Origin of the sequence: Aquirufa ecclesiirivi (assembly GCF_011250515.1) — a bacterium.
GTDB lineage: Bacteria > Bacteroidota > Bacteroidia > Cytophagales > Spirosomataceae > Aquirufa > Aquirufa ecclesiirivi.
This window is the reverse complement of sequence record NZ_JAANOP010000001.1, coordinates 237,572-261,568: the sequence shown is the minus strand read 5'-3', so window position 1 is coordinate 261,568 and position 23,997 is coordinate 237,572. Positions and strand designations below refer to the sequence as shown.

Below are 23,997 nucleotides of genomic sequence, written 5' to 3'. Positions count from 1 at the left end.
TTGCCTACGCGAAAAGATTAAAATTCAGGAATTTCGATGATTTTACCGCCTTGAAGAGCAGATTCATGGGCTAATATTCCCACAGAGGTCCAGTTGGCCGACTGTGGGGCATTCGGGAATGGATCACGATCTTGAGCAAGTGCTTGTAAAAATTCATTGACTAAATGCGGGTGAGAACCACCATGGCCTCCACCTTGCGTAAAGGAAAGGTGGGTATTATCATTCTCGTCGTAAACCCCTTTCGTGGTAAATCGTTGAATTTCTTCAGGGAGGTAATGTGCAAAATCGGGGGTTGCTACTTTTTCTGGAATTTCTGGCTCTGGTTTTTTAGCTGTATGCACGACCATTTCTTCCCCTTCAATCAAAGGCCATTCCACGCTTTTTTTAGAACCATAGACTTCAAAACTTTCGCGGTATTGACGAGCTACGTCAAAAAGCGAACGATAAACCACGGCGCTAAGGTCTGAATTACGGAATTTGATATGTGCGGATTCGACAGCAAATGGAGAATTATAATGTTGAATTAACTCTTCACGAATAGTACCTGAACCAAAGCATGATACATACTCAGCTTCTAAACGAAGTAAACCTGCTACAGGTCCTACGCAGTGGGTAGCGTAGTGCATAGGAGGTAAACCTGGCCAATAATCTGGCCATCCGTCCATGTCTTGTTGGTGTGAACCTTTCAAGAATTGAATCTTTCCAAGTTCTCCTTTTTCGTATAATTCTTTGATGTAAAGAAACTCACGGGAGTAAACCACCGTTTCCATCATCATGTATTTTTTACCCATTTTACGACTCGCTTCGACAATTGCCTTGCACTCTTCTACTGTGGTGGCCATTGGAACAGTACAAGCTACGTGCTTACCTGCTAATAAGGCTTGAAGTGTCTGCTGTGCATGTAAATGGATAGGAGAATTAATATGAACTACATCCACATTAGGATCTTGAAGTAGATTTTCAAAGTCGGTATACCGAGTTTCAATTCCATACGCATCGCCAATTGAATTTAGTTTTTCCTCGTTTCTTTGGCAAATGGCATACATATTAGCCAATGGGTGCTTTAAATAAATGGGGATAAATTCGGCTCCAAAACCAAGGCCGACAATGGCAACGTTGAATTTTTTCATAGTAGATAGTAAATTGAATAAATAGTATGAAGTTTTCTGCTTCACACGTTTGATTAAAAGGCAATATCCGAATTTTTTTACTCTTTTTTACCTGATTTTATTAAGAAGGGATGAATCATGACAGTCATGACCAAAAGTGATGTACCCCAATAAAAGCCCGAATGCATAATTTCTTTGCTTCCAAAGATAAAAACAGCCAATAAAATACCATATACGGGTTCTAGAGTAATTACAAGATTGATGGAGAAAACAGAGAATACGCGGTATAAACGTATGGTTTCTGTATAAGCATATACGGTACAAACTACAGCCAATATACTGATCCAAAGCCAATCTAAGCCCAGAGGCATAAAATGCTCCATATTGCTCGAAAATCCATAGATCCAAACTAGACCGGTGATTATTCCGGCCGTAATCATTTCATACACGGTTATGAGTCTTGGGTCATATTGGTGCGTATATTTTCCATTGATGACCGAAAAAAGGGCACCAAAAAAACCAGAAGCAATGCCCATGAGGAGTCCCAAGGCTTGAGCTTGTTCCACCGAAAAAATGATAATAAGAGCTATGATGACGAGTACTCCTAAAAAGACTTCTACCCGTTTGATTTTTTCTTTTTTTGTCCAAGGCTCTAATAAGCTAGTCCAAAAGGTTTGAGTGGACAATCCTGCTAAACACATGGCAACGGTTGAGACTTTGGCAGCACCAAAAAACAAGAGCCAATGCAAGGCGATGAAAAGGCCATTTAGAATCCATTGGTATAAAATGTTCTTTGGAACCCGAAAACTGACCTGTTGAAAACGAAGAATGGCCAGCAAAAAGATCGAGCTAATGACACATCGAAAAAAGACGATGCTCAGGGCATTGGCTTGGGTAGCATTTCCAAGAATAGCAGTAAAGGCATATAAGACTACAATGAAGTGAATCTTCAAATAGTCAATAAATCGTGGAGCCTGTCTCATTATCTTGGGAGGGTATAATAGAGACCAATCCCGATGCCACCAAAAATGATGTTGGGTAACCATACGGCTAATAGCGGAGGCATGCCACCACCTTCGGCTATTCCTTTACTCATCATGAAAAAGAGGATGTAAACAAAGGCTAGGGAGAAGCCCAAAGCGATTTGAAAACCGACTCCGCCCCGGGATTTTCTGGCAGAAACTAAAAAGCCAATGATGGTTAGAATGATGACTGAAAAGGGATTTGCAAAGCGTAGGTATTTTTCAATCAGGAATATTTCGATTCCATCGGCTCCTCGTGAACGAACCAATTGAATATGTCTTTCCAATTCAGGAAGCGTAAAGGTCTCGTGTAAGAGGTGTTTGTTCTGAAAATCTTTGGGATATAAGTTGAGGGTCGTATCGATTTTTGAACCAAAAACAATGCCTGGTTTTTTCCCTACCAAAGTTCTAATTCGATAATCATGAATCGTCCATTTTTTGCGAACGGAATCCCAGGTAATGTGGTCAGACATCAACTTTTCTTTGATTTCATTGTTAGAAATACGTTCTAAACTGAAACGGTAGCCAGTATTAGTACTATTGTCGTAGCTTTCAATGTAGGCATAAATTTCTGGAGCAATTTTGATGTGTACATCACGCTTATCAAAGAAATAGGTGTTATTAATGTATTTATGCTCAAATGGTACCCGAATTTTATTAGCATTGGGGACAATCCAGCCAATCATGATGAAGGTTCCAACGGCCACAATACTGGAGCCAATAAGATAAGGCCTCATTAGTCGAGTGAAACTTACCCCTGAACTTAGGATTGCGATGATTTCCGTTTTGGCAGCTAGGTTAGCAGTGAAGAAAACCGTGGCAATAAAAACCATTAGTGGACTAATGTAATTAGCCCAATATGGGATAAAATTTAAGTAATAATCAAAGAGGATCTCATTCAAGGGAGCTTGTTTGCGGATAAAATCATCGATTTTTTCCGTGTAGTCGATCACCATGACAATCAATACAATTAAAAAAACAGCGAAAACATACGTTTTCAGAAATTTTTTCAGAATGTAGAGATCCAGTATTTTCATTATTTAGTAGATGCAGTACCTGCAGCGTCACTTTTATATTTTATCATCGAAAACAGGTGAATGAAAATGACACGGGCCATTCGGAAATTGAATGGAACCATGAGTAAAGAAACTAAGGTGATTGGTATGATATAGCCTTCAGCAGAAGGATCACCAAAGAAATTGTAGATGATGATGCCTCCGACGATCATGATACCTACGGTAAAGGCATAAGAAATATACATGGCACCAAAGAAGAAACCTGGCTCAACTTCGTAGCGTAGTCCACAAGATGGACAATGCTCGTGCATTTCGCTAAACTTCAATAAATTCCACCACTTATGAGTAAAAATTCTGCCTTCGTGGCATTGAGGGCAACGCGCCTTGACAACGGCGGCTAATTTGGATGGATCTGACATATTTTCTGTTTTAAAGGGACAAAGGTAAAGAAAATTCAAGGATTAATTTGAAAGCGGTCGGGCATCTTAGGGGAATTTGTATCTTTGTAAATAACTAAAACTACCACATTATGTATGCTATTTTATTGAATGTACACTCGTATTTACGCTGGCTTGTTCTGATTCTAGGAATTTTAGCTATTTACCGAGGTTTTAAAGGGGCACAATCCGGAGCACCATTTACTGAATCCGACAGAAAATCAGGATTATTTTTCTTGATTTCTGTACATACCCAATTATTGATTGGTTTGTTATTGTATTTTGTTTTTAGTCCAGTTACTCAAGCTGCATTTGCTGATTTCGGCGCTGCGATGAAAGATCCTGCTGTTAGATTGATCGCTGTGGAGCACATCACTGTTAATATTTTGGCAGCTATTTTGGTTACTGTAGCTTATTCAAAAAACAAGAAAGCCATTGCAGATGCCCAAAAACACAAGAATGCTTGGTTGTTATTTGGAATAGCTTTGCTTTTGATTTTGAGTCGTATTCCTTGGAGTCGTTTAGCATAGTATGAGTCATAAATGCGTTTTTTTGGATCGCGATGGTGTGCTGAATGTAGACCGAGTTGATTACGTATACCATTTAGGTCATTTTATTATTCCAGAAGGGGTTGTGGAGGCTTTGAAAGCATTAAAAGAAGCAGGCTATATCTTGATTGTTATTACGAATCAAAGTGGTATTGCCAAAGGAATATACGAAAGAAAAGACGTGCAAATTATTCACGATGCCATTCAAGAAGCATGTGGAGGGGCATTGGATGATTTGTATTATTGTCCTTATCATGAATTGCATGATAGTGCTTCATTAACAAGGAAGCCTGGTTCCTTATTGATTGAAAAAGCTGCGGCTAAATATGATGTGGACATGTCTCAATCCTTTATGGTGGGGGATCATGAAAGAGATATTTTGGCTGGAACAAGGGCAGGCCTGCGGACCATTCGAATAGCCGAGGAAGGAACAGTCACGCAGGCAACATTTTTAGTAAAAGATTTATCAGCAGCATCAAATATTATATTATCGAAATAATATGGAAAAGATCTATTTGAGTGACGCCGGCCCTAAAGTGTCTCCAGCTATCTATGGTTTTTGGAGATGGGAGAAAGAAAGTGCTAACAGTTTAAAAGACATGGACCAAATTGTTCATTTGTGTTTGGAACTAGGCATTAACACCTTTGACCATGCGGATCGTTATGGAAAATATAGTTGTGAAAATCTTTTCGGAAAGGTGCTTGCCAATAAATCGTTTAAGCGAAGCGATGTGGTTTTGTTTTCAAAATGTGGCGTCAATAATCCAGATCCTTCCAAGCCAGAAATTCGGGTGAGCCATGTAGATAGTTCGGCTAAGCACATTACTGAAAGTGTGGAAAACTCCTTAAGAAATCTACAAACGGATTACTTGGATGTTTTTTTACTGGATCAATTGGACCCGCTTTCGGATTTAGAAAGTACGGTTTTAGCTTTAGAGAAGTTAAAAAGCGCTGGAAAAGTAAAGAACATTGGAGTGTCTAATTTCTCAGTTTATCAACATCAATTATTGGAGTCATTTTTGTCAATTCCTGTGGTTTCTAATCACATTGACTTGAATTTACTTAATACTTCTGCCTTGGATAATGGCGCCTTAGATTATATCAAGCAAAAATACATGCGCCCATTGGCGGTATCTCCTTTAGCAGGAGGTCGCATAGAGCATGGTACGGATGAGTTAGCCTTGAAGGTACGCAAGAAGTTGGTTGAAATGGCAGATAAGTACGAAAGCAATATTGAATCAATAGCCGTGGCTTGGATTGTTAAATTGGGAGCATTACCATTAATTGGAACTTTGGAAGAGACACGTATTCGCAATATTGTGAACTCCTTTAGTGTCAAGTTAGACCACCAAGATTGGTATGAATTATACCATACCACGCGCCCTTCTCCCGTGGTGCATGATTAAATTATCAATTTGTTGGTTGGATTTACATGCATTTTCTACTTAGCTTAGTAAGCAGCTTGTTGGCTCTATAGATTTGTCAACTTTAGATTTGTCAACTTTTAAAAAGTTGACAAATCTTCCACTTCCACTCCTACTTTTTACCTTCTTTTCCGACCGATATTATTTCTACGGTCCTTGCCTCTTGGAATGACATTGGCTGGGCGACCTTCTCTACGTCGGATTCGATTATTTCCAAAACGGTCACCTCCTGACTTCATCCCGATTAACTCCAGGTCAATCGTTCTTTTCGCCAAATTTGTATCTCGAACTTTTACTTTTACCACATCTCCAAAAGAGAAAACTCGACCATTGGATTTGCCGACAATGCGGTAATTTTCCTTATCCAAATCGTAGTAATCGTCGTTTAAGTCGACCATTCTTACTAATCCTTCGCAAGAAGTTTCTCCAATCTCCACAAAGATTCCAAATTCCGTAACACCTGTGATGATACCGTCAAAAACTTGAGGTTCATGTAAGGACATGTATTCCACTTGTTTGTACTTCACAGAAGCTCTTTCAGCATCTGCCGCTAGTTTTTCTCTATCCGAACAATGTTTACATTGGATTTCCAATGGAGCCCTTTCTGGTGAAGCCCCTTTGTCTAGGTAAAGTTGCAATAAGCGATGCGTCATGACATCGGGATAACGGCGAATCGGGCTGGTAAAGTGGGAGTAGAATGGAAAAGCCAAACCAAAATGGCCTACAGCATCGGTACTATAGCGCGCTTTTGACATGGTTCTTACCGCTAGACTTTGCAATACATGTTCTTCTGCTTTCCCTTCCACATTTTCCATCAGGGCATTAAATGACTGGGAAACTTGCTTAGGCTCGGTAGAGACTTGGTAGCCAAATTTCTTGGCAAAAGCCGAAAATACACGCAATTTTTCAGGATCAGGAGCTTCGTGAACTCGGTAAACCATGGTATTCCGAGGTTCCGTTTTTTTCAATTCATGCACGTATTCAGCCACTTTTTTATTGGCCATCAACATGAACTCCTCGATTAACTTATGGGCATCTTTTCTCTCTCTTGGAAATACTGCCAATGGAGTGCCATGTTCATCCAATTCAAATTTTACTTCAACCGTTTCAAAGTTGACTGAACCATGTTTGAATCGATAATCGCGTAGCTTTTTAGCAATACGATTTAAATCTTTGATGACAGGCTCATAAGCATCGATTTCCTCACCCTCGTTTTCTATTAATACCTGAGCATCTTCATAAGCAAATCTACGATCTGAATGTATGACTGTTCTTCCGAACCACTCCTTGACAATGATGCCATTGGGGTCAAATTCAAAAAGGGTAGAGAACGTTAATTTATCTTCGTTGGGTCTTAAAGAACATAAACCATTGGATAGTTTTTCAGGCAACATAGGCACCACTCGGTCTACTAAATAGACTGATGTTGCTCTTCGAAATGCCTCTTGATCTAAAATACTACCTGGTTTAACATAATGGGAGACATCGGCAATGTGAACACCGATTTCCGTATTTCCGTTGGCCAATTTTTGATAACTGATGGCATCATCATAGTCTTTGGCATCTTTGGGGTCAATCGTAAAACTAAGGATCTTTCGAAGGTCCTTTCTTTTTTTAATTTCTTCTTTGGTAATTTCCGTGGAAATAGCTTCAGCGGCCAATTCTACCATTTCTGGAAACTCATATGGCAAACCAAATTCAGCTAAGATGGAATGCATTTCGGTCTCATTTTCTCCCGCTTTACCTAATATTTTAATAACTCGACCTTCTGCTTTTTTGCCAGGTGTTCCCCAGCGCGTTACCTCTACAATGACTTTATCCAAATGGTTGGCTTGTAAGGTCTCTGTTTTTGGAATGTAAATATCCTCATAGATTTTTTTGGAATCAGGTATGAGGAATGAGTAATGGGCAGTAACTTGAATTACGCCTACAATTTCAGATGATTTTCTTTCTAGAATTTCTATAACCTCACCTTCTGGGCGGTCATTCTTCTTTTTTTCCGAAGGTCTTCTAGCTTGAACCCGTACTCGATCTCCGTCTTTGGCATTCATTAAATCTGCCGAAGCTACCCATACATCTTTGCTTCCATCATCTGGAATGACAAAGGCAAAACGTGTATTGACATGATCAACACGACCTTCAATTTGGAAGGATTCATTATCGAAACGGTAATTTCCATCGGATTGACGGATTAACCGATTTTCGATGACTAGTTTTTGTACCAAATCAGCATAAAGCTCTTTGGTTTTACGATCACGAATGGCAAAAGCCTTATGAATTTGGTTTATCGAATATGAACGATAATCGTTCAGTTCGAAAAACTCTAGGATGTCTTTTTGTAAACTAGCCAAAAAACGTTGTTCCTTAGGGGAAGTTGGCATATTATTGAAATTTAAAACTTCCCCGAAGGTACGGGTTTTTACCTACAGAATGATTATCAGCTGTTTATTTCCTTGTGAGCTATAGAATCTATGTTCATATTTCATTTTGAAGAGCAGATCTTGTTGAATTTATTAAAATATAATCGGTTGGGATTAATTCCCCGAGCATCATTCCCTAATCCTAATTCTATTTAGTACTTTTGAGCTTGTTTTTCCTCTTATTCATGAATCGATCTCGAGTTGCTATACTATTGTTGCTTGTCTTTATCCTCTCAGGCATAGTTTATTGGTTTCAGAGTACCAATAAAGTGAGTGAAGAGAATGCTGCAACTGTTCAATTAGTTGATACGCCAAATTTTAGCGCTGACTCAGCTTATGCTTATATAAAGCAGCAAGTAGACTTTGGTCCAAGAGTACCAGGGACTGATGCACATCAAAAATGCCAGGAATGGATCATTGCTAAGCTGAAATCCTATGGACTAGAAGTGAGTACTCAGCCTTTTACGGCCACAAATTACGCTGGGAAAACATTAAAAGGAACCAATATCATGGCCCAGTTTCAGCCAGGTATTGGGAAACGAATTTTGTTAGCGGCTCATTGGGATACGAGAGCTGTGGCAGATAAAGATTCCGTACGTAAAAATGAACCGATCGATGCGGCCAATGATGGAGGAAGTGGTGTTGGAGTGATGATCGAATTGGCAAGACAGTTAACATTGGCTCAGAAAAAGCCATCGATAGGGGTTGATTTTTTGTTTTTTGATTTAGAAGATACCGGCGAACCACAAGGAGTAGATACCCAAGTTCAAAATACCTGGGCATTAGGTTCTCAGTATTGGGCAGCTCATTTATTTCCAGAAAATTACCGTCCTTTTTATGGAATCTTACTTGATATGGTAGGTGGCAAAGGGGCAGTATTTCCTCAGGAATATGGTTCGATGCAATATGCGCCTACCGTTGTTCGGTCCATTTGGTCTGCGGCAGCTGATTTAGGATTTGGGAACTTATTTCTACAAGAAGAAGGACCAGGAATAACAGACGACCATACGGCAGTTAATGAAGTAGCAAAAATACAAATGATTGATATTATTGATTTGCGGCCACAAGCTCCCGGAAGTATGGGAGATATTTTTGGTCCATATCATCACACGCATGGAGATAATATGTCCATTATTGACCCCAAAACCTTATTTGCCGTAGGGCAAACTTTATTACAAGTTTTATATCGAGAATAATATGTCAGAACAATTACAACACGTTCATTTGAACGAAACCCATGTAGCCTTAGGAGCAAAAATGGTGCCATTTGCTGGATTTAATATGCCGGTTTTATACAATAATTTGATTGAGGAGCATATTTGTGTGCGTCAACAGGTAGGAGTATTTGACGTGAGCCATATGGGTGAGTTTTATTTGAAGGGAGAAAAGGCATTGGATTTGATTCAATATGTGTGCTCCAATGATGCCTCAAAATTGGTAGATGGAAAGGTTCAATACAGCTGTTTGCCAAATGATCAAGGAGGCATTGTCGATGATTTGTTGGTTTACCGAGTAAAGGAAAATGAATATATGTTGGTGGTGAACGCTTCCAATATTGAAAAGGATTGGAATTGGATTTCCTCACATAATACCTTTGGTGTGGAAATGACCAATCAGAGTGACGAATATAGTTTGTTTGCGGTTCAAGGGCCTAAAGCCATTTTAGCATTGCAAAAATTAACGGATGTAGACTTATCATCGATGCCTTATTATTCCTTTAAAATAGGTCAAATGGCGGGTATTTCTGATGTGATTATTTCTAATACGGGTTATACGGGTGCTGGCGGGTTTGAGATTTATGTCAAAAATGAGCAGGCGCTAGCTATGTGGAATGCCATTTTTGAGGCGGGTGCAGAATTTGGTATTAAGCCCATTGGATTAGGAGCAAGAGATACGTTACGTACTGAAATGGGTTATTGTTTGTATGGACACGATATCGATGATACCACTTCACCTATTGAAGCCGGTTTGGGATGGATTACTTCATTCAATAAGGAATTTATAGCGTCTGATATTCATGCCAAAATAAAGGCAGAAGGTGCCAAAAAGAAATTAGTCGGATTTGAGATGATTGACCGCGGTATCCCTCGTCAACATTATCCTATCGTGAATGAAGTTGGAGAATCCATCGGGGAAGTTACATCTGGTACTCAGTCGCCTAATTTATCCAAAGGAATAGGCATGGGATATGTGAAGACAGAATATGCTAAAGTAGGAACAGAAATTTTTGTACAGATTCGTGATAAGTCATTGAAAGCTGTGGTTGTAAAAATGCCATTTATTTAGAGTAATTATGAGAAAAATCGACGTTTGTTTGTCGCCAGAACTCATTCATTTGTATGACGTTCCTTCTCTAGCAGTGGTTGTTGTGGATATTTTTAGAGCAACTTCCTGTATGGTGACAGCTTTTGCTCATGGGGCAAAGGAGATTATTCCCGTGGAGAAAATGGACTTATGTAGTTCGTATGGAACAAAGGGATATTTGACTTCGGCTGAAAGAAATGGAGTCACACCTGAGGGTTTTGATTTTGATAATTCTCCATTTAGCTATCAAGTGGAAAATGTGAAAGGAGCTAAGATCTGTGTGACAACGACCAATGGTACTGTGGCGATTCGAAAGTCTAGAAAATCTCCAGCGCTTTTCGTAGGGGCCTTTTTAAATATTTCACGAGTAGCAGAGGCATTGAAAAACTGGGAAGGAGATGCTTTGATTGTTTGTGCGGGTTGGAAAGGGAAGCCAAATTTGGAAGATACCTTATTTGCGGGGGCTTTGATTGATTTACTACAAGGGTCTTACCATGTAGCAGATGATGCTGCTATGATGGCTTTGGGGGCGTATCGAGAGGCTTCGACTAATTTAATGCAAGCCGTGAAGGGGTCTTCGCACGTAAATCGATTATTGGGATTGGGTATAGAAAAGGATATTAATTTCTGTTTGGAGAGAGATGTATACTCCGTATTGCCTGTTTTAAAGGGCAATAAATTGGTGTTGAAATAAGTAATGATGTAGGTGCAAGGCCTAATTAACAAAAAGGGGATGAAGTTATATAGTACACAACATCAGAGTCCAGATGTTTCATTAGAGGAGGCCATATTTCGAGGTTTACCACCCGATAATGGATTGTATATGCCATTGTCTATTGAAAAGATGGATCCTTCTTTTTTTGAATCCATTCAAGAGAAGAGTTTTCAAGAGATTGCGGAGGCAGTTTGCCAACATTTATTAGGTTCAGACTTGACCAAGGAAGAAATTCATGGAATTATTAGTCAATCGATGACATTTGACGCTCCTTTATTTAATCTAGAAAAAGATGTTGAGGTTTTGGAATTATTTCACGGTCCATCCATGGCATTTAAAGATTTTGGAGCTCGCTTTATGGCGGCGATTATGTCGCACTATTTGTTGAAGTCGAAAAGAGAAATTCGCATTTTGGTAGCTACTTCTGGAGATACAGGCGGAGCGGTGGCTCAGGGATTTTATAATACTCCTGGGATTTCTGTTACCATACTTTATCCAAAAGGAAAGGTTTCAGATATTCAAGAAAAGCAATTAACGACGTTAGGAGGTAATGTTCATGCGCTAGAAATAACGGGGACTTTTGATGACTGTCAAAGTTTGGTTAAGCAGGCTTTTTTGGATGAGGAATTGAGGGCCAAATTTAATTTAGCCTCAGCTAATTCCATTAATATATCTCGATTGATTCCTCAGTCTTTTTATTATTTTGCCGCTTATGCTGAAGCAAAAAGAAAGGGATTAAAAATGCCCATTGTATTCAGTGTTCCGAGTGGTAATTTTGGCAATTTGAGCGCGGGCTTAATGGCTTATCGTATGGGATTGCCTGTTAAGGCATTTGTGGCTTCGTGTAACGAGAATAAGGTTGTACCTGATTACTTAATCACAGGAGAGTACAAACCAAAACCTAGTGTAGAGACGCTTTCTAATGCCATGGATGTGGGGAATCCATCTAATTTTATTCGGATGAAATTGTTGGCTGGTGAAGATTGGGATTCAGTGAAGGAGTTAGTCAAAGGATTCTATACGAATGATGAGCAAACGAAGGCTAGGATGAAGGAGGTTTATGAAAGGACTGGATATGTCATGTGTCCACATACGGCAGTAGCTTATGATGGATTACAACAATACAAGGCTGAAACCGTAGGGGAATTTACGGGAATATTGCTTTCAACGGCTCATTATGCTAAGTTTTTACCCACAGTGGAATCTACTTTAGGTAGAGAAGTACCAATTCCTGAGCGCTTGTCGGTTCTTTTAAATAAAGAAAAAGTGGCAACTTCCTTGGGGGGTGAATATGCTGGTTTTAAGCAATATTTATTAGGAGAATAAGGTGTTTAAAACAACGCTGGCAAGGTTCTAAACCTTGACAGCGTTGTTCGAACGAATTTAAAAGGAAGCTTATTGTCCAATAAGTTGGATACTTACATCCCAAGTGAAAGAAGACTAAAGTAATGCTTTAAACTTATCAAATTCCTGATAAGCGATTATTCCAATCAAAATAATTAACAGGGGGCCAGCGCCTAATCCGCCTAGAACTAATAATTCTAAGAGTAGGATATTTATGGCAATAGGGCTCAGAATTAATAAAGAAAGGGCCCTTTTAGATGGAATTAGTAATAAAACGGCACCGATAATCTCTAAAATCTTAACCACTTTCATAAATCCTGTCGGGACCATCAAATTAAAAAAGAGTGCTTGATTTCCAGACATTGGTGGAGTAGGCACAAACTCAAAGAAAAAATTAAGGCCTCCGAATAAAAATAAAAAAGCTAATAGGAAGGTTGGAACTAGTTTCAAATATTTCATAGTACAGGGTTTATGGAAAGAAAAAGGAGGAAGTTCGACAACGCTGTCAAGGTTTTAAACCTTGCCAGCGTTAAGGGAAAATTAGGCATTTTTTGACAATTACCCTATCAATCTATTGATAAAACATTCAGAATATCAACTACTTAGTTCCCGGAATATATTCGCCTTTATGAATCATTTGAACCATCATGAGATGGAGTTCATATTTTTTTACATTCTCCTTATTGAAACCCAGGCCTTGTTTATCATGAATGAATGATTGATAGTCTTGAAGCAGAAATTCCTTTCGGTTTTTTATGGCAGGATAATACGTTACGATAGAACTAAGCCAAAATAATATGGCTACAGGGAGTACCCATTTCGTAGTAAAAACAGAAGAAACGAGATGGGTAGAAACAACATAAGTAAGCAACATCGCTAGTGTGGCAATAATTTTATAATTCCCAATTAGAAAGACAAATGGGCCGGATTTGGATCGTAAGAGGGCTAATAAAACCCCATTCAAAATACAAAAAGTAAGGCATCCGGCTAAAAAAAGTTGATGACTATTGGCCAACTCTCCTGATGTCCAGCGCTGGGAAAAACTCGAATATTTTTTTTCTGTATTTGTAAATATCCAGCGTTGAAAGCCCCAAATAATGATGATGAATAATAATAAACCCATGGAGAAACTAAAGATCAATCGAATCGTTGAATCTTGCTCATTGAAGTAATCTGCCGATCCTCCCAAAAACACAAAAAAGCCTTGAATGCTTTGCCAAGGGTGACCCGCTAAATAGATCAGGCCATTTTGATTTGATCCCATACTGGGATAATTCCAGAAAAATAGAAACAAAAATGTCACGAAAATACCGATCCAAATACCCAGTTTTTTAACTTCAAATTTGGTTAAAAGAATCATTCCCCCCGCAGCAATGAAGAGTAAGCCATCTGAATTGGATAAACAAGCGAGCATAGTACAAACTACCCCTGTAATGAACAATTTATGGCTGTCTTTACTGAGGCAAAACATGGCTAAAAAGCCAAATCCAATGACCAAATTTCTCTGTATGGAAACTATGAACCAAAACGTATTTAAGTGGTATTGAAAATTTAAATAAAGAAAGGGAATAGGTAAAAAGTACCACCAGCGATTTTTTACAGGTAAATTGAACCAGAATAATACAAATATGATGAGGATATATATATGGGAAGTAAGTAATAATGCTTTCAGGTCCAATTGATTGAAAACTAAATAATGAACCATTACCCACAATCTTAGTGTCACAATTCGGTGTTCATTATTGGGAAACCAAATCATTTTTAACCGATCCAACCAGTCCGGTTGTGCAAACCATGCTCGTATCGTCATGGGTGCTTCAAAATCATCTAACCAAGGTATGTTAATCGAAAAAGTAAACAATGACCAAGAGAAAAATACGAAAGGTATTAATCCGAGTAATAAAGAAATATATTTTAAGCGTGGAAAGGTAGGCATTTATCGGAGGAGTTGTCCTTGATTAGTTATCGTTAGGGCTGATAAATATTGGTAGGTTGGGTATTGATTATTTGGCAAATTTAATAAAAATACTTGAAAGTGAGCCATTGGCAATGTATTGAAAATCAATAATTTACTGTGTTTGGTACGATCGGTATAGTCATTTGACAAAGACGTAATATAATATTTTTTTTCAGGGGTATTTTCTTGTGCTAATACCACAAATCGTTGATCCGTTACATTGGTTTTCTCAGGTATCTGATTCCACGATAAAGAGAGTCGCCCTTCCTGAAAACGATTGATAGTTGGATGGATCGGTGAAGTTTTTTGAACTGAAAATTTAGGAAACTGCCTTGGAATTTCTTCAGTATCAAATCTGTAATAAGTTTTTTTCAATAATTGCATGGTTTCTGGCGGGCATTCATAGGCAGAAGAGCTTTGAAAATAATACGCTCCCAACAGATCTGCCGTCCATCGTTGGTACATTTCCTGTAATGGTCTTCTTGCCATAAAAAACGAAGCAATCATCCAGGTGCCCGATAATAATAAGGCCCAGGGAAGTCTGAGTGTCTGATGTTTATGAAAAATCAAAGCACAATAAATGGCCATCAACATGGTATTCCCATACAATAAAAAGCGATCAGAAAGTGCGATTAACTCTAAATCTCCCATGCCTGACCTACCGTAACAAATGAGCAAGCCCGTGGCCGCAATTTGTAGAAATAGCAAGGAAGGGAAGGTAATATTGATTCTAAATGAACCGAGGATTTTCCAAGTAAAAAAGAGTAGCACAGGTATCCCAGCTAAAAAATTAATCGAGGCCCTAAAGGAATCTGAAATGGGTAATGCCCAATTTCCTAAAAAGATAAAAAGACCTTTGAATAGGCTCCATGTTACCTGACCTGTGGAGGAAGCTGAACCTACGTAATCATGAAAATAGAAAACAATAACTGCCAAGGCAAATACGGTAAATGGTATTTTTAGATGCGATTTTTTTGTCCAAAGCACATAGCCCACCATGGGTAGAAATGCAAGTCCTTCTGTTGATACAAATGGATAGAAAAGGGCTAAGATAATAAACCATACTTGATTCTCTGCGTAGAATAGGCCATAAGCAATCCATACCAAAAAGAGGATGGAGCCCGTATGTTGTAATACACCGATTAAATTAAAGTTATCGATATTCCCAAATGGAGCCAATAACAATGCCGCTATTCCGACCAAATGCCATGGGGAACGTTTGATTTTCTGTAAAAACCAGTGGAAAGGAATGAGTATCAAGACCAATTGAACATTGGCCAAAATAATGGCCGTTTTGAAATTCAAATGCCCCAATAACGCATACTGTATCAGAATCCAGATCCTTGAGTAGGCTATCCGATGAATGTCATTGTGAAAATGGAATATGTAATTGACATTTTCTTTCCAATCATGCTTTTGGACATAATCCAATAGTTCCAAAAAAGCATAATCATCTCCCCAGTTTGGGAAATTAAGCGTATGAAGCTGTAGCCGATAAAAATGAAAAAAAAGTAGTCCACCCATGGCCAAAAACCAAGCAATTTTTTCCTTGAAGCGCATGGTTGATGGAAGCATTGGAAGCATTTATTTTTTCAAATAATCGTTTCTTGAAAGGTATTTTTCAATCAAAATGTAGAGCAAGATGAATAGATATCGACTCCCCATTTCTTTTATTTTCAAATTGGATTGCCCCGCTTTTCTATTACGCCAGGAATTGGGTAAAACATCATAAGAATAACCGCGAATGATGGCTTTTAAAGGTAGTTCAATGGTTAAGTTAAAATGCGCCGAGAGAAATGGCTTTAGGCCTTCAATGGTATTTTTTCGGTACATTTTGAAGGCATTGGTCGAATCATTGTAAGGTATTCCCACTAAAAAACGAATCATCGTATTGGCCATGCGATTGATAATGTATTTGTGTTTGGGATAATCATAAGTAGTCCCACCTTTGATGAAACGAGACCCAAAAACACAATCTAGGTTTTTATCTACCATTAATCGGTAAAAAGCAATGAGATCCTTTGGGTCATCGGATAAGTCAGCCATCATCACTGCTACCATATCTCCTTTGAATCGTTCTAAACCATAGCGAATCGCATATCCAAAGCCATTGGGTCCTGGATTCGTATAAATGGTTAGGCTTGGAATATTTTGTTGTAAATTTTCTAGAATGGACAAGGTTTGGTCCTTGGAATTGTCATTCACCACCACAATCTCGTGGTTTATTTCAGCAAGCTGAAGCGCCGCGTATAAGGACTCCAAGGTTTCTGCGATGGAACCTTCTTCATTGTAAGCGGGTATGACAATACTCAGTTGGGACATACCTCTAGGATAATATGGGTTTAAGAAATGCCTGATCCTGAATAAACCAGTCGTGTACTTCTCCCAATAAGGTTGGCACACTTATTTCAGGTTTCCACTGGCTGAATGCGGTAATTCGACTATTATCTGTGATATAAATAGGAAGATCGCCAGGGCGATTTTCAGAAGATGAACTTATTGGTATGGTATTTCCAGTGATTTGAACACACAAATTAGTTAATTCAGCCAAGGAAACACTGTTCTCTAGTCCACCACCCACATTGAATATTTGACCTTGGTGTAAATCTAGATGCTGTATTTGCCAAAGGACTAATCGGAACAAATCTTTGACGTGAAGCACATCTCGAATTTGTTGCCCATTTCCACCAAAACCAATGTAGGATAGCGATTTATTCCAAAAGTGCTTAGCCATCCAAAGCACAATAACTCCTTGGTCAATTTTACCCATTTGATATGGGCCACTTAAAACCCCACAGCGGTTGATGACTGTTGGGATACCAAAATTATGTGCAAATTCTTGAATGATGTATTCGGAAGAAAGTTTGGTAGCTCCATATAAAGAGCGAAGGCCAGCCAAAGGAAAATTTTCTGCTACTCCCTTTTCACTCAGCCCTTCGTAAGCTTGTTGATGGGATAAGACAAATCGCTTTTCTTCGGTTTGGAAATTAATATTGGACAAGCTGTTGTAAGGATAAACCCGACTGGTTGAAAGAAAGATAAAAGCTGCTTGATGCTTTTTGGCAAAATAAAGCGTATTGATAGTCCCATTTAAATTGGTATCAATTAAGTATTCTAATTCACCAGCTTGACTACCCGCTAATACAGATGGTTCAGCTGCGGCGTCTATCACTACATCAACATGGGGGATGCGATCGAAGTCCGTCTTGATTCGAACATCTCCGTGAACAAATTTTACTCCCAGAGGAAGAATTTTATTGAGGTTTAATTCAGAACCTCTTCTTGATAAATTATCAAGGCAATATACTTCACAATCAACAAGATGCTGTTTGAAAAGAGCTGCTAAATTTGAGCCGACAAAACCACAACCTCCTGTGATGAGTATTTTCATTTTGCTTTGGCTTCCATGTAACGGTTGTAAATATCTTGGAAGACATCTTCCAGAGATTTGGTGATATCCCAATTTGGATAATGGGACTTCATTTTTCGTAAGTCTGAGTAGTAGCAAATATGATCACCAATGCGATTGGTTTCATCATACTTGTATTTCATGGGAATGCCGCTAATCTTGGAAATAATTTGAAATGCTTCTAAAATAGAAACCGAGTTAGCTTTTCCTCCACCGATATTATAAACTTCCGCCACACGTGGCGCCTGGATAAATTCCTCTATAAATCTGGCTACATCGTAGGAATGGATGTTATCTCGTACTTGTTTGCCTTTATAGCCAAAAACGGTATATTCTTTTTGTTCTAAATTACATTTAATCAAATAGCTTAAAAATCCGTGCAATTCAACCCCCGCGTGGTTAGGTCCTGTTAAGCAACCTCCACGTAAACAGGCTGTTGGCATATTGAAATAACGGCCATATTCTTGAACGGAGATGTCCGCAGAAACTTTGGATGCCCCAAAAAGCGAGTGCTTGGATTGGTCTATGCTAAAGCTTTCCGAAATGCCATGCTCATAGGTATCATCATCATAATCAAAGCGTGTTTCCAATTCCTTCATGGGAATGAAATTGGGAGCATCACCATAAACTTTATTGGTTGATAAATGCACAAAGGGTACCGATGTGCTGTATCTGCGCAAAGATTCTAATAAATTGAAGGTTCCAACCGCATTGGTATCAAAGTCTTCAAAAGGGATGGAAGCTGCTCGGTCATGGCTAGGTTGAGCGGCGGTATGCACAATCGCATCAGGACTAATTTTTGGGATTAAATCTAGGACAGCTTGGCGGTCGCGAATGTCTATCGTATGATGTTGGTAGGATTCTCCGAATTTGGCTAATCGATCTTGGTTAGTCGAATTGTCACCTTGTGAACCAAAAAAAACGGCTCTTTGATTATTGTCTATTCCGTGCACTTCCCAGCCCTTTTCTAAGAAATATTCGCTCACTTCTGAGCCAATTAATCCTAAAGAACCGGTAACCATTAATTTTTTTGACATGTGACTTATATAATTGGATTGAATCAAAGACAAAATTATCGTTTTATTTTTAAATATAGAATTTGAAGGGGCATTTTGACTTTTAATTCCAAATTTCGCTAGCAGACCTAGATTCGGAACGTGCAGGATCAATTCCCATGGGGTTCATGAATTATCTTGAATAAGATTTAGGAATCAAGAAAAGTGGAATATCACCATTTATATTGTTTCGAGTAAATACTGTTTAAATAGTTGTTTAATTATTTAAAATATCGCATGATTTCTGTTGCTATCAAGGCATGTCCTTTTTCATTGGGGTGATTTACTTGTGACATCCATTCGCTGATCGGTGTACCAGCTTTTACTTGTGTTCGAAATAGTTCATAACTATCAACAAATCCTACTTGATGAATTCTTGCCAATTCTTGAACTTGTTGGCCATGTTGGTCCAAGACTGATTTTGTATCTAGGATATCCACCCGCTGATCAGGGGAGGCACTTAAAAGAATGACTTTGATTCCCTTTGATTGTGCCATTTGAATCATTTTTTCCCAGGCAACTTTGGCTCTTTCCAAACCTAAACCTCGATCGTTCAGAACATAATCAATAAAAATGAGGTCAGGACGATGAGTCAATACTTCTTGTTCAAACCTTTCTGCTCCTTTTTCTGCATTTTCCCCACCTACGGATGTATTGATGACGTTAATAACCGCCAAAGGATATTGCTCTTTGAGCGATTTTAAAACTTGAAAAGGATAAGCCCCTAAGGTATTTACTACAGGGGTTTTGAAATATCCCGCAGGTACGGAATGTCCGTGGAAAACTAAATTTATACTCCGATTTTTAGGCCATTCTTTCAGCAATTCTTGTTTGATTTCTGGTAAATATTGGGAAGAGGAGGCTTGCCCCATGGCTTGAATACTAAAGCCTAGAAAACAGACCATCAGGCCAGTCCATCGTGTAATTTTCATGGTATAGGTTTAAAAAAAGAGCCCATAAGGCTCTTTATGAGAAGATCTTTTACACGTCTTGTGCATCAAAAACCACTACTTTTTTCCATAAATGGCTGTAGTTTTTGACGAATTCTTGGTGAATGATATGGTCTTGGTATATTTTTTGATCTTTTTCGTTTTCAAAAAACATCAATTCTGATACATCCCAAGAGGTGTCTACCACTTCTCTTTTTTCTGTAGATGCCAGTACTCCAATGTGTATTTTTTTGATGGCTTCAATGCCTTTTAGGGTGTTTAACCCTTCAATAAGTTTGTTTCTATCCTCAAGAGATTCAGGGTTGTTTAACCAAAAGAATACGTGATGTAATAAATATTTAGTTTCCATGTGTTTAAAAATGATTCATCGTTTCGATCTATCTAAACTACATTAAAATGGTCAAAATGATTATATGGTCAACAAAATTTTTAGCCAATGGCCATTTATTTTCTGCCTAATATTTGCTTGATTTCCTGTTTTTCTTGTGAACTTATTTTTGTCCATACCTTACCTTGGAGTGCCATTTCAATCCCATAAAAGATGTTTAAATTGAGCGTTATTCCCTTTTCTATAAGTTTTTGGGAAATGCTTGGGTAATCGGTTGATAATAAATCCTGTTCTGTATAAATTCCAATTTGGTTTAGAATACCCGTGGTATAAGGTCCAAAGTTTCGGATATCCTCAATTCGTCTATTGCTCATCATTTTTAAACGTGCTTTTACCTATCCATCCCAAATGCGTGTGATCAAAACTCTCTAATTTCAATCCATATCCAAGTACCCGATCTATGGTGCTATGCGCCATAAAAATGATGCCAATTTGTAATAAAAGGGGTATCGGCCAATAAAATCCAAGAATAATTGTTAGAGCGATAAGTCCTTGATGGTGGAATAAATTGTAGACATGTAAACCTATTTTTTTTGACAGAATGATAGCTAAAAAAGAAAGGTCTGGGGCTAAAATCAACCAAGCGAATGTTCCCCATTGATTTGGAAAAAATGCTATGTATGCCCAAATACTCAAGGCAAATAAACCTAAGGACTCTAGTTTTAACAAATTTTTCATGATATGCCTTTTGATCAAAATAAGGGTAAATATTTCAAAAAGAGCAATGAATTATGATAAAAGGTCTCGGAGTGTACTTATTGAAATTGATTGTAGCCAACTTCAAGGGCAAAATTCGGGGCATTTGTACTTCCATGAATATTTGGACATATTTGAATTTCTAAGCCTTTGAAACATGAATTCATTTCGCATTTACTGCACCAGTATTTTCCTGTTTTTCAGTATATCTGTTTTTGCCCAAAAGGCAAGTTTATGGAAAGAAGTCCAGCCAGGTATTTGGAAAACTCAAATAGGGAATCCCCGTCATATCAGCTTACTCCAAGCGGCTGGTGGACATGCGCTACATAATGCATTGAAAATACTGCCAAGCAGTACTTTCCCTTTGTCGAAAGAAGATATCAAAATTCAGATTATAGATAAAAAAATATACCTACGTTTTCCTTTGAGTCAGGAGGAACAGGTTTTTGGGCTTGGATTAAATTTCCAAACGGTCAATCAACGGGGACGGATTTTAAACTTGCATGTAGATCATTATGGAGGAAAAGATAATGGACGTACCCATGCGCCAGTTCCTTTTTATGTTTCATCCAAAGGCTATGGTGTTTTAATCGATGCCGCTTCTTATATGACGGTTTATGCGGGGTCCAATGTCCGTGCAGATGCTAAACACCCTGCCCCCATACAAGATAGAAATGCAGATAAAAATTGGGATTCGCAACCACCTTCTGATGTGTTGGAAGTATTGATTCCTGCTGATGGAGCCAGCATATATGTTTTTGCAGGACCGAGTCCCATGCAAGCAGTACAACGGTACAATTTATTTAATGGAGGAGGTTACCTGCCTCCTAAATGGGGACTGGGATTTACCCAACGAGTTCCTACTTTGTTTAGTCAAGATGATATCATTAAGGAGGCAAAAAGCTTTGAAGCACATCAATTTCCTTTGGATTTTATAGGGGTAGAACCGGGTTGGCATTCAGCATCCTATCCATGTACTTTCGAATGGGATCCGGGTCGTTTTCCTCAACCTAAAGCATTTTTAGATACCTTATCTCGTATGGGATTATCTGCCAATTTATGGTTGAATCCTTATGTTTCACCGAAGTCATCTTTGTATGCAGGAATTAAAAAATACACAGGTTCTCACTTGGTTTGGAATGGGATCGTTCCGGATTTTACTATGGTTCAAGCCCGGAATTTAATGAAGGCGCATTTTGTAAAAAACCATTTGGATATAGGTGTTGGGGGTTATAAAATAGATGAGGTAGACGGTTATGACAATTGGATTTGGCCAGATGTGGCAACCTTCCCTTCGGGGACAAGTGCTGAACAGATGCGGCAAATATATGGTTTGATGGTACAAGAAATGACAAGTTCTTGGTTCAAGGAAAAAAACAAAAGAACCTATGGTTTGATTCGAGCATCCAATGCGGGGGCAAGTTCTTTGCCTTATGTGATTTACAACGATTATTACAGCCATAAAGATTTCATTACAGCTTTAGTCAATTCTAGTTTTATTGGGGTGCTTTGGACACCGGAAGTAAGGGCTTCCAAAACGGCAGAGGAATGGGTTAGAAGAATGCAGTCGGTTTGCTTTTCACCCATGGCCATGTTGAATGCTTGGTCGGATGGAACTAAACCTTGGTCATTTCCAGAAGTGGAAAAGGCGGTTAGTGATGTTGCGAACCTTCGGATGCAATTATTGCCCTATCTCTATACCACGTTTGCTCAATATCGATTTGAAGGAAAACCGCCATTTAGAGCCATGAATTTAGTGGATGGTTTTGGATTTAAACCCACAGGAACAAAAGGAAAAGTAGATGCTACGGAGAATCCTTATGGTATGAGTCTTAAAAACGACATCAAGGATCAATACATGATGGGCGATTTTATCTTAGTGGCTCCTATGTTTGCGGGAGAAAAAACGCGAGATGTTTATTTACCAGAAGGGAAATGGTACGATTTCTATACGGGGAAATTAGTGGGGGAAAATCAAAAAATACAAATCAGTCCTAGTTTAGACAAGATACCTCTTTTTGTCAAAGATGGCGCCTTGATTCCGATGGTGCCCGTACACCGACAAGCCCCCAAAGACGGACAAGCATTTGCTTTAGAAATTCGACATTATGGTCAGAAATCAGGGACTTGGAAATTATACGATGATGATGGTCGGACTTTCAATTTTGAAAAGGGGGCACATAGTTGGACTGAATTTGGGGTGAAACAAGGAGCCAATGGACAATGGGATGCTTTTCCAAAGCAGGTTACACCAAAGGCAAATTTCGGGTATTTACCTGATATTACTTGGACATTTATGACGAAATAAACCGAATAAGATATGAAAAAAGGAATTTTATTAACTGTTTTTTTGGCCTGTAGTATCGCCTTGAACGTCGTTGCGCAAGATCGCCCATTGCAAATTATCATGATTGGTGCTCATCCAGATGATTGTGATATTAAGAGTGGAGGAACAGCGGCTTTGTTTGTGGCCATGGGCCATCATGTCAAATTTGTTTCTGTTACGAACGGTGATGCAGGTCATCAAACAGAAGGTGGAGGCATGTTAGCAAAAAGAAGAATCGCGGAAACCAAAGAAGTGGCCCGAAGATTAGGAGTCTCATATGATGTGTTGGATAATCACGATGGGGAGCTTTTACCTAGTTTAGAAATTCGCTTCCAGATCATCCGAAAAATACGGGAATGGAAGGCAGATGTGGTGATTGCTCCACGATCTAACGACTACCATCCGGATCACCGCTATACGGGTGTTTTGGTTCAAGATGCCGCTTTTATGGTCGGAGTGCCTAATGTGGCACCTGATGTAGAGCCTTTGAGAAAGAACCCCATATTCTTGTATTTTCAAGATAATTTCAAAAAGCCAAATCCATTTCAAGCAGATATTGCCGTTGATATTACGCCTGTCATTGAAAAAAAATTGGCGGGTTTAGATGCGCATCAATCTCAGTTTTATGAGTGGCTTCCTTGGATAGGAAATTATGAAAATGAAGTACCCAAAGATCCCGCCAAACATAAGGAGTATTTGTTAGCCAAACGAGTTCAAGCGCCAAATCCAGAGGTGAGAAAAACCTTAGAAAAATGGTACGGTAAATCACGTGCCGATCAAGCTAAATATGCCGAGGCATTTGAAATTTGTGAATACGGCACCCAACCAACGGAACAAGATATTCGTCGATTATTTCCTATGCTAGGAAAATAAGAGG

At 38.8% G+C, this 23,997-nt stretch carries 24 protein-coding genes; 9 read left to right on the top strand and 15 right to left on the bottom strand.

Going from position 1 to position 23,997, the window contains the following annotated elements; genetic code table 11:
* Nucleotides 1–17: 17 nt before the first annotated feature.
* The 4 genes from G9H65_RS01005 to G9H65_RS00990 all read right to left on the bottom strand — a co-directional run bounded on the left by G9H65_RS01005 (nucleotide 18) and on the right by G9H65_RS00990 (nucleotide 3,566).
* A complete protein-coding gene (locus G9H65_RS01005; protein WP_166373506.1) occupies nucleotides 18–1,130 on the bottom strand; it encodes a Gfo/Idh/MocA family protein in 1,113 nt (370 codons plus the stop codon).
* 77 nt (nucleotides 1,131–1,207) lie between these two features.
* Nucleotides 1,208–2,092: a DMT family transporter gene (locus G9H65_RS01000; RefSeq protein ID WP_166373505.1), complete on the bottom strand. Its 885-nt coding sequence runs from the start codon at nucleotides 2,090–2,092 to the stop codon at nucleotides 1,208–1,210.
* Nucleotides 2,092–3,168, bottom strand: coding sequence for an LptF/LptG family permease (locus tag G9H65_RS00995; protein ID WP_166373504.1), 1,077 nt, complete (start codon nucleotides 3,166–3,168; stop codon nucleotides 2,092–2,094). The genes G9H65_RS01000 and G9H65_RS00995 overlap by 1 nt, the downstream gene beginning before the upstream one ends.
* Entirely contained in the window at nucleotides 3,168–3,566 is a 399-nt protein-coding gene (locus G9H65_RS00990) for a DUF983 domain-containing protein (RefSeq protein WP_166373503.1), read from the bottom strand. The genes G9H65_RS00995 and G9H65_RS00990 overlap by 1 nt, the downstream gene beginning before the upstream one ends.
* Nucleotides 3,567–3,676: 110 nt before the next feature.
* On the opposite strand from G9H65_RS00990, the gene G9H65_RS00985 reads away from it, so the two are divergent.
* From G9H65_RS00985 to G9H65_RS00975, 3 genes are read left to right on the top strand one after another with little or no spacing between them, the layout of a single operon-like run.
* Nucleotides 3,677–4,114: a hypothetical protein gene (locus tag G9H65_RS00985; protein WP_166373502.1), complete on the top strand. Its 438-nt coding sequence runs from the start codon at nucleotides 3,677–3,679 to the stop codon at nucleotides 4,112–4,114.
* Nucleotide 4,115: 1 nt separating this feature from the next.
* Nucleotides 4,116–4,631: a D-glycero-alpha-D-manno-heptose-1,7-bisphosphate 7-phosphatase gene (locus G9H65_RS00980; RefSeq protein WP_166373501.1), complete on the top strand. Its 516-nt coding sequence runs from the start codon at nucleotides 4,116–4,118 to the stop codon at nucleotides 4,629–4,631.
* 1 nt (nucleotide 4,632) lies between these two features.
* Nucleotides 4,633–5,538: an aldo/keto reductase gene (locus G9H65_RS00975; RefSeq protein ID WP_166373500.1), complete on the top strand. Its 906-nt coding sequence runs from the start codon at nucleotides 4,633–4,635 to the stop codon at nucleotides 5,536–5,538.
* Between the two features lie 137 nt (nucleotides 5,539–5,675).
* On the opposite strand, the gene rnr is transcribed toward G9H65_RS00975, so the two are convergent.
* Nucleotides 5,676–7,937 (bottom strand): ribonuclease R, encoded by a 2,262-nt coding sequence (rnr, locus tag G9H65_RS00970; RefSeq protein ID WP_166373499.1) that lies wholly within the window; start codon nucleotides 7,935–7,937, stop codon nucleotides 5,676–5,678.
* A 224-nt stretch (nucleotides 7,938–8,161) separates the two neighbouring features.
* On the opposite strand from rnr, the gene G9H65_RS00965 reads away from it, so the two are divergent.
* The 4 genes from G9H65_RS00965 to thrC are packed head-to-tail and all read left to right on the top strand — an operon-like array spanning nucleotide 8,162 to nucleotide 12,321.
* Nucleotides 8,162–9,172 carry a M28 family peptidase gene (locus G9H65_RS00965; RefSeq protein WP_166373498.1) on the top strand — a complete coding sequence of 337 codons (1,011 nt, stop codon included), beginning with the start codon at nucleotides 8,162–8,164 and terminating at the stop codon, nucleotides 9,170–9,172.
* Between the two features lies 1 nt (nucleotide 9,173).
* Nucleotides 9,174–10,262, top strand: a complete 1,089-nt coding sequence (gene gcvT, locus G9H65_RS00960) for a glycine cleavage system aminomethyltransferase GcvT (RefSeq protein WP_166373497.1) — start codon at nucleotides 9,174–9,176, stop codon at nucleotides 10,260–10,262.
* 7 nt (nucleotides 10,263–10,269) lie between these two features.
* Nucleotides 10,270–10,974: a 2-phosphosulfolactate phosphatase gene (locus G9H65_RS00955; RefSeq protein ID WP_166373496.1), complete on the top strand. Its 705-nt coding sequence runs from the start codon at nucleotides 10,270–10,272 to the stop codon at nucleotides 10,972–10,974.
* Between the two features lie 39 nt (nucleotides 10,975–11,013).
* A complete protein-coding gene (thrC, locus tag G9H65_RS00950; protein ID WP_166373495.1) occupies nucleotides 11,014–12,321 on the top strand; it encodes a threonine synthase in 1,308 nt (435 codons plus the stop codon).
* A 114-nt stretch (nucleotides 12,322–12,435) separates the two neighbouring features.
* On the opposite strand, the gene G9H65_RS00945 is transcribed toward thrC, so the two are convergent.
* The 10 genes from G9H65_RS00945 to G9H65_RS00900 all read right to left on the bottom strand — a co-directional run bounded on the left by G9H65_RS00945 (nucleotide 12,436) and on the right by G9H65_RS00900 (nucleotide 20,776).
* Entirely contained in the window at nucleotides 12,436–12,798 is a 363-nt protein-coding gene (locus tag G9H65_RS00945) for a hypothetical protein (protein WP_166373494.1), read from the bottom strand.
* A 139-nt stretch (nucleotides 12,799–12,937) separates the two neighbouring features.
* Nucleotides 12,938–14,275 carry a hypothetical protein gene (locus G9H65_RS00940; RefSeq protein ID WP_166373493.1) on the bottom strand — a complete coding sequence of 446 codons (1,338 nt, stop codon included), beginning with the start codon at nucleotides 14,273–14,275 and terminating at the stop codon, nucleotides 12,938–12,940.
* Nucleotides 14,276–15,856 carry a hypothetical protein gene (locus G9H65_RS00935; protein ID WP_166373492.1) on the bottom strand — a complete coding sequence of 527 codons (1,581 nt, stop codon included), beginning with the start codon at nucleotides 15,854–15,856 and terminating at the stop codon, nucleotides 14,276–14,278.
* A gap of 24 nt (nucleotides 15,857–15,880) precedes the next feature.
* On the bottom strand, nucleotides 15,881–16,618 hold the full coding sequence (locus G9H65_RS00930; protein WP_166373491.1) for a glycosyltransferase family 2 protein: 738 nt from the start codon (nucleotides 16,616–16,618) through the stop codon (nucleotides 15,881–15,883).
* A 4-nt stretch (nucleotides 16,619–16,622) separates the two neighbouring features.
* The gene (locus G9H65_RS00925; protein ID WP_166373490.1) at nucleotides 16,623–17,687 is read right to left on the bottom strand and encodes an NAD-dependent epimerase/dehydratase family protein; all 1,065 of its coding nucleotides are present in this window, start codon (nucleotides 17,685–17,687) and stop codon (nucleotides 16,623–16,625) included.
* Nucleotides 17,684–18,742: an NAD-dependent epimerase/dehydratase family protein gene (locus G9H65_RS00920; protein WP_166373489.1), complete on the bottom strand. Its 1,059-nt coding sequence runs from the start codon at nucleotides 18,740–18,742 to the stop codon at nucleotides 17,684–17,686. Before G9H65_RS00920 ends, G9H65_RS00925 begins: the two co-directional genes overlap by 4 nt.
* 239 nt (nucleotides 18,743–18,981) lie before the next feature.
* On the bottom strand, nucleotides 18,982–19,692 hold the full coding sequence (locus G9H65_RS00915; RefSeq protein ID WP_166373488.1) for an SGNH/GDSL hydrolase family protein: 711 nt from the start codon (nucleotides 19,690–19,692) through the stop codon (nucleotides 18,982–18,984).
* 49 nt (nucleotides 19,693–19,741) lie between these two features.
* Complete coding sequence (locus G9H65_RS00910) at nucleotides 19,742–20,059, bottom strand: Dabb family protein (protein WP_166373487.1); 318 nt, start codon at nucleotides 20,057–20,059, stop codon at nucleotides 19,742–19,744.
* Between the two features lie 95 nt (nucleotides 20,060–20,154).
* Nucleotides 20,155–20,415, bottom strand: a complete 261-nt coding sequence (locus tag G9H65_RS00905; protein WP_166373486.1) for a TfoX/Sxy family DNA transformation protein — start codon at nucleotides 20,413–20,415, stop codon at nucleotides 20,155–20,157.
* A complete protein-coding gene (locus G9H65_RS00900; RefSeq protein ID WP_166373485.1) occupies nucleotides 20,402–20,776 on the bottom strand; it encodes a DUF4260 domain-containing protein in 375 nt (124 codons plus the stop codon). The genes G9H65_RS00905 and G9H65_RS00900 overlap by 14 nt, the downstream gene beginning before the upstream one ends.
* 175 nt (nucleotides 20,777–20,951) lie before the next feature.
* On the opposite strand from G9H65_RS00900, the gene G9H65_RS00895 reads away from it, so the two are divergent.
* A complete protein-coding gene (locus tag G9H65_RS00895; protein ID WP_166373484.1) occupies nucleotides 20,952–23,102 on the top strand; it encodes a glycoside hydrolase family 31 protein in 2,151 nt (716 codons plus the stop codon).
* Nucleotides 23,103–23,114: 12 nt separating this feature from the next.
* Nucleotides 23,115–23,993 (top strand): PIG-L deacetylase family protein, encoded by an 879-nt coding sequence (locus G9H65_RS00890; RefSeq protein WP_166373483.1) that lies wholly within the window; start codon nucleotides 23,115–23,117, stop codon nucleotides 23,991–23,993.
* Nucleotides 23,994–23,997 lie beyond the last annotated feature (4 nt).